Source organism: Sphingomonas sp. GW821-FHT09B04, assembly GCF_059418285.1.
Window position 1 is genome coordinate 18,889 of record NZ_JBWKPO010000004.1, and the last position, 16,062, is coordinate 34,950.

Sequence of the window (16,062 nt, forward strand, 5' to 3'; positions counted from 1 at the left end):
GACGCTGACGCTGACGCTGACGCTGACGCTGACGCTGACGCTGACGCTGACGCTGACGCTGACGCTGACGCTGACGCTGACGCGGATGCTGACGCTGACGCGGATGCTGATGCTGATGCTGATGCCGACGCGGATGCTGATGCTGATGCTGATGCTGATGCTGATGCCGACGCGGATGCTGATGCTGATGCTGATGCTGATGCCGACGCGGATGCGGATGCGGATGCTGATGCCGATGCGGACGCCGACGCTGATGCTGACGCTGACGCTGACGCTGATGCCGATGCTGATGCTGATGCTGATGCTGACGCCGATGCTGACGCGGACGCCGACGCCGATGCCGACACCGAAGCGCCGCCGCCGCCGCTCGCTCAGGTCAGCGCGAACGGCGCCGCCGTTATAGGCTCGGGCGAGCCTGGCGCGCGTGTCGAGGTACGCTCCGCTGCGGGCGCGCTGCTCGGCAGCGCTACGGTGGCCGCGGATGGCAGCTACAGCGTAGCGTTGACCCCGGGGCAGACCAATGGCGAGAGGCTCACCGTCACTCAGACCGACGCTGCGGGTAATGTCTCCGGACCGACCAGTGCACTCGCACCCGATCTCACCGCGCCTCCCGCGCCCGATGCCGATATCGACGCCGCCGGCGTGGTGGTGAGCGGCACGGGCGAACCGGGGGCCACCGTTACTGTGCGCGACGGCAGCGGCGCCGCAATCGGCTCCGGCGTTGTCGCTGCCGACGGCAGCTTCTCTATTACCCTTGCTGCCCCGCGCACCAATGGTGAGGCGCTCACCGTCACCCAGACCGACGCTGCGGGTAACCAGTCGCCGCCTGCGGCGCTGACCGCGCCTGACACGACTGCGCCCGGGGCGCCCGCCGCCACGATCTCGGCCGACGGAACTGTGGTGACCGGCACCGGTGAACCCGGCGCCACCATTACTGTGCGCGACGCCGCAGGAAACCCCATCGGCTCGGCTGTGGTCGCCGCCGACGGCAGCTACAGCGCAACGCTCTCGCCGGCACAGATCACCGGCGCACCGGTTAGCGTGGTGCAGGCGGATCCGGCCGGCAACGTCTCGCCGCCGACCCAGCTGCCCTCGCCCGATCTGACGCCCCCCGCCAATCCGTCCGCCGTGATCTCCGCTGATGGTGCCACGGTTACCGGTGCCGGTGAGCCCGGGGCGATCGTCGAGGTGCGCAATGTCGCCGGCACGTTGATCGGCACGGGAACGGCGGGCGCGGACGGCAGCTTCACCATCACCCTTAGCCCCGCTCAGACCAATGGCGAGGCGATCGCCGTGCGGCAGCTCGACGGCGCCGGCAATGCTTCGCCCGACACGCCGCTGGTCGCGCCGGACCTGACCCCGCCTGCCGCCCCGACGGGAACGGTGAACGGTGACGGCACCCTGATCACCGGTACCGGTGAGCCGGGCGCAACGGTCACCGTGCGCGGCCCGGGCGGCACCGTGATCGGCTCTGCGACGGTCGCCGCTGACGGAAGCTACAGTGTGACGCTCAGCCCGGCACAGGCCGATGGTCAGCAACTCAGCGTCACTCAGGCGGATGCCGCGGGCAATGTCTCGCCGCCGCTCGGCGTGGCTGCACCTGATATCACCCCGCCGCCGGCGCCAACGGCAGCGATTGATGCCACAGGCCAGGCCATCAGTGGTACGGGCGAGCGGGGGGCCACCGTCACGGTTCGCGACGGCTCAGGCGCCGTGCTGGGCACTGCGGTCGTCAATGCGCAGGGCAATTATCTGGTCACGCTCAGCCCCGCGCAGGTCGACAGCCAGACGCTGTCGGTGACGCAGACCGATGCCGCCGGGAATCCATCCGCGGCGACGCCGGTGACCGCACCGGATCTCACCGCACCTGCCGCGCCGACCCTGACAGTTGCTGCCGACGGCGAGTCGGTTAGCGGCACCGGTGAACCCGGCGCGACCGTCACCATCCGCGACCCGCTCGGTGTGGTGATCGGCACCGCGACGGTTGCGCCCAATGGCACTTATGTCGCGGCGATTGCGCCGCCGCAGATTGACGGCGAACTGCTCGAGGCGCGGCAAACCGATCCGGCAGGCAATGTCTCGCCCCCGGTGACTGCGCCTGCGCCCGATCTGGTCCCCGACACCGGCCCGGACGCGCCCACCGCGGCGGTGTCGGCGGATGGCACGGCGGTGACCGGGCTGGCCGAACCGGGCGCGACCGTTCGCGTGACCGGCCCCGGCGGCGTGCCGCTCGGCACGGCGACTGCGGGCATCGACGGCAGTTACAGCGTCACGCTCGTCCCGCCGCAGACCAATGGCGAGACCGTACGCGTCACGCAGACCGATGGAGACGGCAACGTCTCACCGCCCGCTACCGCATTTGCGCCAGACCTGACGGCGCCGGCCGCGCCGACCGCGGATCTGGACGATACGGGTTCGATCGTGACCGGCACCGGTGAGCCTGGTGCGACGATCGCCATTACCGCGCCTGGCGGCATCGTGATCGGCACCGCCACGGTCAATGCTGCGGGCAACTACACCGCCTTGCTTTCGCCGGCACAGACCAATGGCGAGCAGCTCACGGTGCGACAGGCCGACGCGGCGGGCAACATCTCGCCACCGGTCCCGCTGACCGCACCCGATTTCACCGCACCAGCCGCGCCGACCGCGACCGTCGATGCCGATGGCGACACGGTCACCGGCACCGGCGAGCCGGGCGCGACGGTGACGATTACCGACCCCAGTGGAACGCCGATCGGAACAGCCGTTGTCGCAGGCGACGGCACCTTCACCGCGACGCTCAGCCCCGCTCAGACCAATGGGGAGCTCCTGCGCGTCGTGCAGGCGGATGCGGCTGGCAATCTCTCTCCGCCCGCATCCGCCGCCGCGCCGGACCTCACCGCGCCGCCGGCGCCTTCCGCCACGGTTTCGCCGGACGGCACGACGGTCACCGGTAGTGGTGAGGCGGGCGCCACCGTCACCGTGCGGGACCCCGGCGGGACGCCGCTCGGCTCCGCTGTGGTCGCCCCCGACGGCAGCTATACCGTCACGCTCGTTCCGCCTCAGGCTAATGGCGAGACGCTGAGCGTCACGCAGGCTGACGGTGCGGGCAATGTTTCACCGCCCGCCAGCGTGATGGCACCCGATCTGACTGCACCCGATGCGCCCACCGCAACCGTATCGCCCGACGGTACTGCTGTGACCGGCACCGGCGAGCCCGGGGCGACCGTCACCGTCACTGCGCCGGGCGGGGCCGTGATCGGCACTGCGGTGGTTGCCCCCGATGGCAGCTACAGCGTGCCGCTCACTCCGGCTCAGGCCAATGGCGAGCAACTCGGCATCACCCAGGCCGATCCGGCGGGCAATGTTTCTCCGCCGGCCTCGGCGACTGCGCCGGACATCACGGCACCGGCCGCGCCGACGCTCGTGATCGGTGCCGATGGGGCTACGGCCAGCGGCACCGGCGAACCCGGTGCGACGGTCACGATCCGCGATCCGTTGGGTGTCGTGATCGGCACGGCGGTGGTCGCGGCGAATGGCAGCTACGGCGCGACACTTGCGCCGCCGCAGGTCGATGGCGAGTTGCTGACTGCCACGCAGGCCGATGCCGCAGCGAACGCATCGTCTCCGGCGAGCGCAACAGCGCCAGACTTCACCGCGCCGGATGCGCCGACTGCCACGGTTTCGGCTGATGGCACGCAGGTGACCGGTACTGGTGAGCCCGGCGCGTCGATCGTCATTACCGATCCCGATGGTGTGGTCGTCGGTGTTGCAACGGTGGCGCCGAACGGCAGCTACACCGCGACGCTCTCACCGCCGCAGGTCGACGGAGAACTGCTGACTGCGGTCCAGACCGACCCGGCCGGCAACGACTCGCCCCCGGCGACGGCGACTGCGCCCGATCTGACCGCGCCTGACACGCCGACCGGCACCGTCGCGCCCGATGGCGCGAGCGTGACCGGCACCGGCGAACCGGGCGCGACGATCACCGTCACCGGTCCCGGCGGCGCGACGATCGGCACCGCGGTGGTGGCTGCTGACGGCAGCTACACGGCAACGCTTGTTCCACCGCAAAGGAATGGCGAGCAGCTCGGGATTGTGCAGGCCGACGCGGCTGGGAACGACTCGCCACCGCTTATGGTTGCCGCGCCCGATCTCACCGCGCCCGATGCCCCGACAGCCACGATCAGCGCGGACGGCACGAGCGTGACCGGCACCGGTGAACCCGGCGCTACGGTACGCATTACCGGTCAGGGAGGAGCGATCGTCGGTACCGCGGTCGTGGCCGCCGACGGGAGCTATACTGCGACGCTCAGCCCGGCGCAGGCCAATGGCCAGACGTTGTCTGCGACGCAAGCGGACGTTGCGGGCAATGTCTCGCCGGCAATTCCGCTGACCGCACCGGACATCACCGCGCCGCCGGCTCCGGTCGCGACGGTATCGCCGGATGGCACGGCGGTGACGGGGACGGGCGAGCCGGGTGCGACCGTCACGGTTCGCGGCGCGGGCGGCGTGGTCCTGGGCACCGCCATTGTGGTGGCAGACGGCAGCTACAGCGTGCCGCTCACCCCGGTCCAGGCCAATGGCGAACAGCTGGCCGTGCGGCAGGCGGATACGGCGGGCAACGTCTCTCCGGCAACCCCGGCGCTGGCGCCGGACATCACCGCGCCACCGGCTCCGGCCGCTTCGGTATCGCCTGACGGCGCGCTGGTTACCGGCGCCGGCGAGCCCGGCGCGACGGTGACCGTGCGCGATCCGGGCGGAACGATCATCGGAACGGCCGTCGTCGCAGCCAATGGCAGCTATAGCGTGACCCTGACCGTGCCGCAGGACGATGGGCAGGTGCTTACCGTCACTCAGGCGGACGCCGCCGGCAACATCTCGCCGCCGGCCAATCCGATCGCCCCCGACGGCACCGCGCCGCCAGCACCGACTGCGACCGTCACTGCGGATGGCGGGGCGGTCACGGGTACCGGCGTCGCCGGATCGACGATCACTGTGCGTGACCAGTTGGGCGGGGTTCTCGGCACCGCGATTGTCGCCGGCGACGGCAGCTACACCGCAACGCTGACGCCTCCGCAGCGCAATGGCGAGTTGCTCGGTGTCACCCAGACCGATGGCGCGGGCAATGTCTCGCCGCCCGTACCCGCGATCGCGCCGGATCTCACCGCGCCCGACGCTCCGACGCTTGCAGTCTCCGGCGATGGCACCGTCGTCACCGGCACGGGCGAGGTCGGCGCGACCGTGCGCATCACCGATCCTGCCGGCAATCTGATCGGCACGGCGATCGTCGGCGCCAATGGCAGCTATACGGCGACGCTCACCACGCCGCAGGCCAATGGCGAAACGGTCAGCGCGACCCAGGCTGACGGGGCGGGTAATGTCTCGACGCCGGCCAGTACGGTCGCGCCCGACATCACTGCCCCGCCGCCGCCGTCAGCGCTCGCGGTGTCGGGCGATGGCACCACGCTGACCGGCACCGGCGAGCCCGGCGCGACCGTCCAGGTGCGCAACGGGGCGGGGACCGTCATCGGCACCGGTACGGTCGCCGGCGATGGCAGCTTCTCGATCGGGCTTACGCCGGCCCAGATCTCCGGCGGTACGCTCGGGGTGACTCAGGCCGACGCCGCGGGCAATCGCTCGGGCGCCGCCAATGTCGCCGCGCCGTTCGATATCGACGCGTTCGACAATAGCGATACCGTCAATATCGACCTGTTGCCCGTCACGACCAGCGTGAACCACGGCAATGCGGAGTATCTGGCGCTGGTCTCGCTCGGACTGCTCAACCTTGATGCGCAGGTGCTGGGCACGCCCAGCGTCCAGTTCACCGTGGCGGACGGGCACAGCCTTGATGCCAGCTTCACCTATGACGCGCTGCTGAATATCGGCGTGCTCAGCGGCTATACGGTGATCGTGCAGCGCTTCGACGGCACCAACTGGGTCGCGGTCGAAGGGCCGGGTAACAGCACGCTGCTCCAGCTTAGCCTGCTCAATGGCAACCTCGTCGCGAACGAGACGCTGGGGCCGGGCGACTATCGCGCGTTCCTGACCTTCCAGGGCGCGGCCGGAGTGGGGCTGCTCGGCACCCTCAACGTCAGCGGCACGGATTCGGACTTCACCGAGATCGGCGGCGTTGTGCCGGGTACGGCGACCGGCAACGTCATCACCGATCCCGGCCCCGGCGGTGAGATCGACCTGGTCAGCCCGGGCACAGCGGTGACCAGCGTCACCGTCAACGGCGTGACCACCCAGGTCACCGTCGACGGGACGGTCGTCAACGGCGCCTATGGCACGCTCATCATCAACCGCGACGGCAGCTACAGCTATACGCCGAGCGCGAGCGCTTCGGTGATCGGGCGGACTGACGTCTTCACCTACACGCTGCGCGATCCCAGCGACGGCGAACTGGAGAGCGCGACCTTGTCGATCACGATCGGCAGCGACGACGTCACCGCCGCGCCGGTCGCGGCGAACGACAGCGCGGTCGCGGGTGTGAGTTACGAGAATGTCGTGACCGATGTGCCCGCGGCGCTCGAGTTCAGCTTCAATACGCCGGGCGCGCTCGTGCTGCCGGTCACGCGCGAGGGCAGCGACACCTTCACCATCGCCGCGAACAGCAGCGCCGACATCACGATTACTGCGATCCGCACCGGCCTGCTCTCGCTGCTGCCGACCTACACGATCACGGTCTACGACGCCGGCGGCACCGTCGTCGGAACGGTGACCCAGACCGCGGTGGCGGGGCTGCCGCTCGGCTCGGGCATCAGCTTCACCCTCCAGGATCTTCCACCGGGTGTCTATAATTACACCGTGTCCAGCACCAATGTCGTCGGCACCGGCTATGGCACCAGCGTCTATGTTGCAGAGAGCGTGACGCATCTCGATCAGTTCGTCGCGACCGGGACGACGCCGGCCACCGGCGACCTGCTCGACAATGATGCGGTCGGCAGCGCGTTCGCGACCGTGCGTATCCAGACGCCGGGTGGGTTCACCGAGATCGGCGACACCCCTGTCACCGTCAGCGGCGTGTACGGCACGCTGACGGTCGATGAGACGGGCAACTATGTCTACACCCCGCATGCCAGCCTCGCCTACGCGCCGGCAGACCTGTCGGAGAGCTTCACCTACCAGATTGTCCAGCCGGGCGGCGCGGTCTCGACCGCAACGCTCACCGTGACGATCGACATGCCCGCCGACGGGCCGGCCGAGCCGCTCTCGGTCACGACGGTGCTCGACGATTCGGGCTTCGATACCATCACGCTCGACACGCTGATCGGCAGTCATGTGCAACCCAATGACGATCTGGCAAGTATCAGCAAGTTCGATAGCCTGGTCCATGAAATGTTCGAGGGGCAGGGTGAACTTGAGAAGGTACTCGAAACCTATCTCGGACGCAGCGACACCGAACAAACGGCCAAGCCGCTGACCCGCGATGATCTGGTGCATGAATACCATGCGCAGGACGTGATAAGTCAACTTCCGGTCAATGATGAGATTGATAAGATCAATAACGGAAGTAATACGGGTGGATATCCTTGATTGATTAAATCGATCAAGAATATATCTTGACGCAATTATTAGTTCGTTAGTTAACTTTTAACGATCATTTGCAAATCTGGTGTCGGTCAGAGAGGATCGGCACGATGGTGGGCTTTCATCGTCGCTTCGGGCTGTGCGGCGTTCTTGGCGCAACGGCGACGGCAATTGCCGCGCTTATGTCCAATGCACTGGCGCAACAGTCCGAAACAATAACGCTCGAGGGGGCAGCGCTGGAGGCTGTCGCCTGGCACCCCTCGCTCAGCCAGGCAGCCGGCACGTTCAACGCACGCGGCGAGGACGTCAACGTCGCCCGCGCCGCCTATTCCCCGCAGATCAACGCCGGTGTCGGCATGGGCTATGACAACAACCTCGGCGCGAACTGGCGCCCGCGCCCGCAAGTCGGCGCGTCGCAGATGTTGTTCGACTTCGGCAAGACTCGCGCCACCGTCGACGCGGCGCAGGCCGACACGCGTGCCGGACGGGCCGAACTGCTGCTCGCGACCGATTTGCTGCTGCGCGAAACTGGACTGGCCGTGATCGAACTGCAGCGCGCCAACGCCCTGCGCGTCGTCGCGATTGCACAGCTCGAACGCGTCGGTCAGATCAATCGCATGGTTCGCGCCCGCTATGAGCTGGGGGCGGCGACCAAGTCGGACGCGTTGCAGGCACAGGCCCGGCTTGAGGCCGCGCAAGCGACGCTCACCCAGATCGAGGCCGAAAAGCGCCGCTGGGGCAGTAATCTCACCTATCTGACCGGGCGCAAGGCGCCGCCGGCGGCCTCGGCCGCGGTACCGGCGTGGCTGGGGGAAAGCTGCTCGCGTGCATCGCCGTCGATGGACGAGATACCCGCGGTGATGATCGCCGACGCGCTCAAGGAACGTGCTTCCGCGGACGTGCGGCGCAGCCAGGCAGAGCGCAAGCCGACAATTGCGTTCGGCGGGGACGCGGCCACCGACCTGCTCTCGCCGTTCGGTACCCGCAGCACCTATAATTTCGGGCTGCGCGTCACGACCAACGTCTTCAACGGCGGCGCATCGCGTGCCCGGGCGCGGGGGGCGAGCTATGCCGCCGGCGCCGCCGATGCCGCAGCGGAACGCGCGCGAACCGAGGCCGGCCAGCGGCTGAGCGAGGCGCAGCAGCAGGTCGCCGGGCTCGGCCAGCTGCTCGCCACACTGGGCTCGCGTGAAAAGAACATGGAGCAGACGGGCAAGCTCTACCGGCTCCAGTATCTCGATATGGGCACGCGCACGCTGGTTGACCTGCTCAACGCCGAGCAGGAATTGCATCAGGTGCGTTTCGACGCCGCCAACACGGTCCACGACCTGCGCCGCCTGCAGATGGAATGCCTCCATTATTCGGGGCGCGCGCGGCAGATGTTCGGGCTGACCGGAAAGACCGTGCGGGGGGTGACACTGTGAACGCGCACGCCACCTTCCTTCTGCCGCTGCAAGAAGCAGCGCCGATCGAAGGCTGGCTCGAGATGTTGAGTCTGGCCGCACGCCATTTCCGGTTGCCGGTTTCGGAGCAGCGCGCCCGGCTTGCCGGGCTATGGCGGAGCGAGAACGGCGAGGAAGAATGCGTGCGGGCGATCGCGCGCGCCAACGGGCTTTCGCTGCGCGTGGTCGATCCGTCTGCGATGCGGCTGGACAGCTGGCGCCTGCCGGTGATCGTCAAGCTGTCGAGCGGCGATCTCGTGCTGGTCACTGCGATCGACGCCTATGAGGCCGCGGCCTGCTATGTCGCGGGCGAAGGCGGAATAGAGACCCGGCTTCCGCTCGCCGATATCAAGCATTTCGCGGCGAGTTATTTCGTGCCACGCCCGCTGCGCTCGGCGCCTGATGCGCGGGTCGATACCTATATCCGCCCGTTCGAAGAAAGCTGGCTGCGCCGCATCCTTGCGCGCGACGCCTATGCCTATGGCCACGTTGCGGTGGCTTCGCTCGTCACCAACTGCCTCGGACTCGCCGGTGTGCTGTTCTCGATGCAGGTCTATGATCGCGTTGTACCGGCCGGATCTTTGCCCACGCTCTACATCCTGTTCGTCGGGGTGATGATCGCGCTGCTGTTCGACTTTCTGCTGCGCCGGCTGCGCACCAATCTGGTCGATGTGCTGGGCAAACGCGCGGACCTGCGCATCTCGGATGTCGTGTTCGGCCATGCCCTGCGCGTGCGCAATCGCGAACGGCCGAGTTCGACCGGTACCTTTATCGCGCAGCTGCGCGATCTCGATCAGGTACGTGACCTGCTCACCTCGACCACCGTCTCCGCGGTGGCCGACCTGCCTTTCTTCCTGCTGTTTGCCGGTGTGCTCTTCTATATCGGCGGATTGCTCGCGCTGGTGCCGCTCGCCGCGCTGGTGCTGATGACGCTGCCCGGCCTGCTGCTGCAGCGGCGACTGCGCGCGCTTGCGACCGAAGCGATGCGCGAAAGCTCGCTGCGCAACGCGATGCTGATCGAGGCAGTTCAGGGCATCGAGGATCTCAAGGCGCTGCAGGCCGAGGAACGGTTCCAGCGCCAGTGGAACCATTACAATGCGGTGGCGGGTGAGGCGCAGCTCAAGCTGCGCAGCCTCACCAACGGCCTCACCGCATGGACTCAGAACGTTCAGGCCGCCGCCTATGCCGCGGTGATCCTGATAGGCGCACCGATGGTGATCGCGGGCGACCTCACTACCGGCGGTCTCATCGCCGCATCGATGCTGGGGTCGCGCATGATGGGACCGATGGCGCAGGTGACCCAGTTGCTCAGCCGCTGGCAGCACGCGCGCATCGCGATGGGCAGCCTCGACCAGATCATGGCGCTTCCGGTCGATACCGCCGACGCGACTCAGCGCGTCCCGCTCGCCGCCGCGACGGGGCAGTTCACGATCCGTGCAGGCGTGTTCGGCTATGGCGAGGCCAACGCCCCGCCCGTACTTCAGATCGACTCGCTCGATATGGCGGCGGGGGAGAAAGTCGCGATCCTCGGTCGCAACGGCGCCGGCAAGTCGACCCTTCTTCAGGCGCTGTCGGGCATGCTCCAGCCGCTGTCGGGGGAAGTCCTGCTCGACGATCTCACGCTGCATCAGATCGACCCGGCCGATGTCCGCCGCGACGTCGGGCTGCTTACCCAGAGCAGCCGGCTGTTTCATGGCACATTGCGCGAGAATCTGCTGCTCGGCGCGCCCAATGCCGGCAGTGCCGATATCCTCGCCGCACTGGCGATGACCGGCGCCGACCAGTTCGTACGGCGCCTGCGCGACGGGCTGGAGCATGTCGTGCTCGAGGGCGGGCGCGGCCTGTCGGGCGGCCAGCTGCAAGCATTGTTGCTGTCGCGCCTCGTGCTACGCGATCCGACCATAGCGCTGCTCGACGAGCCTACCGCGGCGATGGACGAGGCTGCCGAGCGCCGCTTCCTCGAGCGCTTCGGTGCATGGAGCACGCATCGCACGGTGGTCGTCGCCACGCACCGTATGCGCGTGCTCGATCTGGTCGATCGCGTGATCGTGGTCGATCAGGGGCGGATCGTGCTCGATGCGCCGAAGACCGAAGCGCTCAACGCGATGCGCGCAGCGCCGATGCGTGCCGCATGACGACGCTGGCCTGGCATGACGCCGACGCATTCGGCGATGAGGGAGAAGGCAAGCTCGCCGCCTCGCGCCGGACGGTGTGGGTCATCGCCGCCTTGTTCGCCGCGGCGCTCGGCTGGGCGTGGTTCGCCAGCCTTGACGAAGTGTCCACCGGCACCGGACGCGTCGTCCCGACCAAGCGCGAGCAGGTGATCCAGTCGCTCGAAGGCGGTATCCTCGCCAAACTCGCGGTGCGTCAGGACGATATCGTCGAACCCGGCCAGCTGCTCGCCCAGCTTGACCCCACACAGGCGGTTTCGACGATGGACGAGAGCGCGGCCAAGTATAGAGCGGCGCTTGCCCGCTCGGCCCGCCTTGAAGCGGAGGCCAATGGCGTATCGCTCAAATTCCCGGCTGAGCTCGATGAATTTCCTGAGCTGAAGGCGGACGAAGAGCGGCTCTATGCCGCGCGGCGGCGCAGCCTCGCGGATTCGAGTGGTTTGATCGACAAGTCGATGGCGCTGGTGAGCAAGGAACTCGATATCGCCGAGCGCCTGTTCAAGGTCGGCGCGGCGAGCAATGTCGAGATGCTGCGCCTGCAGCGCCAACGCGCCGAACTCGAGCTCAAGAAATCGGACATCCGCTCGCAATATGCAGTCGAGGCACGGCAGGAACTGGCCAAGGTCAGCGAGGACGCCGAGGCACTGGCGCCGGTGGTGCGCGGGCGCTCCGATACGCTCGAACGGCTGACCTTGCGCTCGCCGGTGCGCGGGATCGTCAAGAATATCGAGGTGTCGACGATCGGCGGCGTGGTGCCGCCCAACGGGCGGCTGATGGAGATCGTGCCGCTTGACGAAAAGCTGCTGATCGAGGCGCGCATGTCGCCGCGCGATATCGCCTTCATCCGCCCCGGCCAGCGCGCCAGCGTCAAGATCTCGGCCTATGATTATTCGATCTATGGCGGGCTCGAAGGCGAGGTCGCCAGCATCTCCCCCGACACGATCCAGGACGAGGTCAACCGCGACCATTTTTACTATCGCGTCTTCGTCCGCACGCGCAGCGACGCGCTGGTCAACAAGGCTGGCCGGAAATTTCCGATCGGCGCGGGCATGATTGCCACCGTCGACATCCACACTGGCAGCAAGACGGTGCTGCAATATCTGCTCAAACCGCTCAATCGCGCGCGGGAGGCGCTGCGCGAGCGATGAGCGCTCCGATCGAAGCCCGGCTCGCCGCCCTCCGCACTGCCTGCGTCACAGCTCCCGTTATCCCACATGAAGGCGCCCGGCGGGCAGTGCTGTTCCTGTCGTGGAGCAGCGGAAACGAGCGCGCCCGGGTGGTCACCGGCGCGGGCGGGACCGCCGAGGCAGCGTGGAGCGAGGCCGCGGCGCAACTGCCGCAGGACGCTGCCGCGATGCGATTGCTGCGTGCCGACTGGATCATCGCCTGCGATTGCACGACCTGGGGGGCGTTGCGCGAACGAGTGTCGCGCACAAAACGCAACTACTTCCGTCTCGGTATTGCACTCGACGCAGCGTTCGAACGAGCATTCCTGGAAACCGAACTCAACGCCAACGCCATGCTCTATGGCGGGCGGGCCGAGCCGTGCGCACAACTCAATCCCGACAACTTCGCCATCTACGCCTGCCTCAAATACGGGTCGACGGAGCTCGATCTGGGCGATGACGTGCCGGTCTGGACCTTTGCCACTGCCGGCGCCTTTGTCGGCGAGGACGGCATGACCCATCCGATCGGGCCGACAGGGCGCAATGGCGGGCGGCGGCGGATCGACCGTCTCGATCCCGACCGGCTGCGCACGCTGATCGATGCGGGCAGCCTGTATCTCGCCGATCAGGTGCAACTCGACGGGCGGTTCGACTATGGTTGGCACCCCTGTTTCGACCGGCCGATCGATGCATATAATGCGCTGCGCCACGCGAGCAGCGTCTATGCCATGCTCGAAGCGTGGGAAGTCACGCGCGCGCCGGTTCTGCTTGATGCGATCCGCCGCGCGCTCAACTATCTGACTGGTACGCTGATCCGCTCGGCAACGCTGCCGGACGGAGAGCCCGCGGCCTTTCTCACCGAAGCCAATGGCGAGGTGAAGCTCGGCGGCAATGCCGTGTGCCTGCTGGCACTGGTCAAATATTCCGAGGTCATCGGCAGCGATGGGTATCGTCCGCTGCTCGAGCGGCTGGCTGCAGGCGTGCTTCACATGCAGCGCCCCGATGGCAGCTTCGTGCACGTGCTCGGCTATCCCGGGCTCGAGGTGCGCGAGCCGTTCCGCATCATCTATTATGACGGCGAGGCCGCATTCGGGTTTATGCGTCTCTACGAACTGACCGGCGATGCGCGCTGGCTCGACGCGGTGGAGCGCGCCTTCGCGTACTTCGAGGCGGCGGGGCATGCAAAGGCCCATGATCACTGGCTGGGCTATGCCGTTGCAGCGCTGACCCGGCATCGGCCGGAGGAGCGCTGGTTCCGCTTCGCGCTCGACAATGTCCGCGATCATCTCGATTTCGTCGAGAGGCGCGTCACCACATTCCCGACCCTGCTTGAACTGATGATGGCGAGCGAGCAGGTCATTGCCCGGCTGCGCGCCGATCCGGCGCACCTGCACCTGCTCGACGGCTTCGATCTCGCGCATTTCGATCGCGCGATGCACACCCGTGCTCACTATCTCCTCAACGGCCATTTCTGGCCCGAACTCGCAATGTTCTTCGCCAACCCCGCGCGGATCACCGGCAGCTTCTTCATCCGCCATCACGGCTTCCGCGTGCGGATCGATGATGTCGAGCATTACCTCTCCGGCCTTGTCGCCTATCGCCGTCATCTGAGCGAACGGCACGAGGCGCGATCCAGCTGGAGTGCCGCTGCCGTCGCGCAGGCAGCCTGTGGAGCATGGATCGAGGATCCTGGCGATGGCTGGCAGGCGCAGGGCCTGGCCATTCATGCGCCGGGCTTCCGCCCGGGAGACATGGTCGCGGCACGCTTCCGCGAAGGCGAGATCGGGATGCTGCCGGAGGCCGTGGAGCGGCTTCCGGTCGTGCCCGCCGCGATCCTGACGTCCGAGCCGGCACGGTTCGCGGCCAGCGGCGTCCCGACGCTTCATGTCAGCGATCCGGCCGCCGCGGTGGCTGCACTCGGTCGCGACGCTCGTAGTCGCCTCAAGGGTTGGGTGATCGGTGTTACGGGCAGTGTCGGTAAGACCACGCTCGTCGCCATGCTGGGCGAGGCGCTGGAACCCTATGGCGAGGTCGGGCGAACCCGATCGAACGCGAATGTGCCGCTCGGCGTCGCATGGAACCTCGCGTCAGTCCCACAGGACGCGGCATATATCGTGCTCGAACTCGCGATCGGTCGGATGCGCCAGAATGCGGCGCTGGCCCGACCAGACGTTGCTGTGTTCACCGATATTGCCCCCGCACATCTCGAGTATCACTGGGATCTGGCTACGATTGCGCGGCGCAAGGCGCGGATTTTCGAGGGTATGGGAGCGGGCGGGCTGGTCGTTCTTAATCACGACATGCCCGAATGCGATACGGTGGCCGCCCTCGCGCTCGCGCGTGGGCTTCGGCTCATCTTCTACGGCACCTCGACCGCAGCCGCCTATCGACTCGACGCGTATGATCCAGCCTCAGGCAACGTCGTGGCGCAGACGCCGCACGGCGAGCGCCGGTTCCACGTTGCAGCGAGAGGCGCGCATATCGCACGCAACAGCCTTGCGGTCCTGGCGGCGCTCGATGGCCTCGGCCTGTCCGTCGAGCCGGGCCTGCACGCACTCGCGGGTTTCGAGGCGCTCGACGGCAGGGGAGCAATGTTCGAAATCACGTTTGACGGGCGGCGGCTCACGATCATCGACGACAGCTACAACGCCAATCCCGCATCCATGGCGGCCGCTTTGGAGCGGCTTGCCGAGACAAAGGCTAACGGACGCATGGCAATACTCGGTGAGATGCTCGAGCTGGGGCATGATGCCGCAGCCTATCATGATGCGCTCGCCGCGTGCGTCACCCCGTCGATCCGTACCGTACATACGGTCGGCGATCTCTATCTCGGCTTTCGCGAGCGGGTCGGAATCGCGCAGCGGGGCGAGCACGCTCCGTCCATCGAGGCGCTCGGCGCTGCGCTTCCCAGGCTACTGCGCGACGGCGACGCCGTTCTGTTCAAGGGATCGCATGGCAGCGGCATCCATCGCCTCGTCTCGGCCTTGCGCGTGGCGAGCCACACAATGGAATCGCCTGCAAAAACAGAACTGGAGCCCGCGCGATGAACGCTCCAGTAGCCTCGTCACTCCTGGCAGGTGCCACTCAGCAGGCGGATATCACTCAGGCGGAGAAGAGTGTGGTGCTCGCCTCTGTCGCCCGCAGCGTGCTCGAGGCGCGGCGTAAGCTTGAACGGATCTGCTCGGGTGACGTGCCACGCGACGCAGCCTGGGACATGATGCTCGAACTCTTCATCGCGCGGCAAACCGGCCGGCTGCTGTGCGTCAAGGAACTGACCTTGCTATGCGGGACGAGCCCGGCCGGTGCCGTGCGGCGCCTCGACCGGCTGCAAACCGCGGGGTTGATCTGCCGGAAAACCGATGGCCAGGATCACCGGCGGATTCAGGTCGATCTCACCGTCCGCGGTTTCGAAGCCATGCAGGCTATCCTCGAAGACATGGCCATGGTCACACGATAGCCGTTCGAGGATGGGTCTGGGCAAACCCAGTGGACCATTTTCGCGGATCGGGCGCCTGCTTCACGACTTGAACGAGTGGCTGGAATGCGCCCTCATTGCGGTCGTACAGTTCGCCCGTTGACGATCCCGAAAGCCGCCGCTCATCAGGTACCTGGAGCTCTAGTCGGGTTGCTCACAGCATGTGGCGATTGAGCGATGTGTTGGTCATGACACCGGTCGAGCCGTTCAAGGCTCGCCCGGCTGTGGCGGCTCGGTCCAGGGCACTCGTGATCGGCGAATGGCGGTGCATCTCGGGGAACTGGAGCCTAGAGGAA

At 67.3% G+C, this 16,062-nt stretch carries 7 protein-coding genes; all 7 read left to right on the forward strand.

The window, feature by feature from the left end; genetic code table 11:
- Positions 1-403, forward strand: a 403-nt coding sequence (locus AC07NK_RS13010) for a hypothetical protein (protein ID WP_495171573.1), incomplete at its 5' end; no start/stop codon positions are given.
- The gene (locus AC07NK_RS13015; RefSeq protein ID WP_495171560.1) at positions 400-7,518 is read left to right on the forward strand and encodes a BapA/Bap/LapF family large adhesin; all 7,119 of its coding nucleotides are present in this window, start codon (positions 400-402) and stop codon (positions 7,516-7,518) included. The genes AC07NK_RS13010 and AC07NK_RS13015, both read left to right, overlap by 4 nt.
- Before the next feature lie 104 nt (positions 7,519-7,622).
- Entirely contained in the window at positions 7,623-8,936 is a 1,314-nt protein-coding gene (locus tag AC07NK_RS13020) for a TolC family protein (RefSeq protein ID WP_495171029.1), read from the forward strand.
- Positions 8,933-11,089 (forward strand): type I secretion system permease/ATPase, encoded by a 2,157-nt coding sequence (locus tag AC07NK_RS13025; protein WP_495171030.1) that lies wholly within the window; start codon positions 8,933-8,935, stop codon positions 11,087-11,089. The genes AC07NK_RS13020 and AC07NK_RS13025 overlap by 4 nt, the downstream gene beginning before the upstream one ends.
- The gene (locus AC07NK_RS13030; RefSeq protein WP_495171031.1) at positions 11,086-12,273 is read left to right on the forward strand and encodes a beta-barrel domain-containing protein; all 1,188 of its coding nucleotides are present in this window, start codon (positions 11,086-11,088) and stop codon (positions 12,271-12,273) included. The genes AC07NK_RS13025 and AC07NK_RS13030 overlap by 4 nt, the downstream gene beginning before the upstream one ends.
- Positions 12,270-15,338: a UDP-N-acetylmuramoyl-tripeptide--D-alanyl-D-alanine ligase gene (locus AC07NK_RS13035; protein WP_495171032.1), complete on the forward strand. Its 3,069-nt coding sequence runs from the start codon at positions 12,270-12,272 to the stop codon at positions 15,336-15,338. Before AC07NK_RS13030 ends, AC07NK_RS13035 begins: the two co-directional genes overlap by 4 nt.
- Positions 15,335-15,748, forward strand: coding sequence for a winged helix DNA-binding protein (locus AC07NK_RS13040; protein ID WP_495171033.1), 414 nt, complete (start codon positions 15,335-15,337; stop codon positions 15,746-15,748). The genes AC07NK_RS13035 and AC07NK_RS13040 overlap by 4 nt, the downstream gene beginning before the upstream one ends.
- Positions 15,749-16,062: the final 314 nt, after the last annotated feature.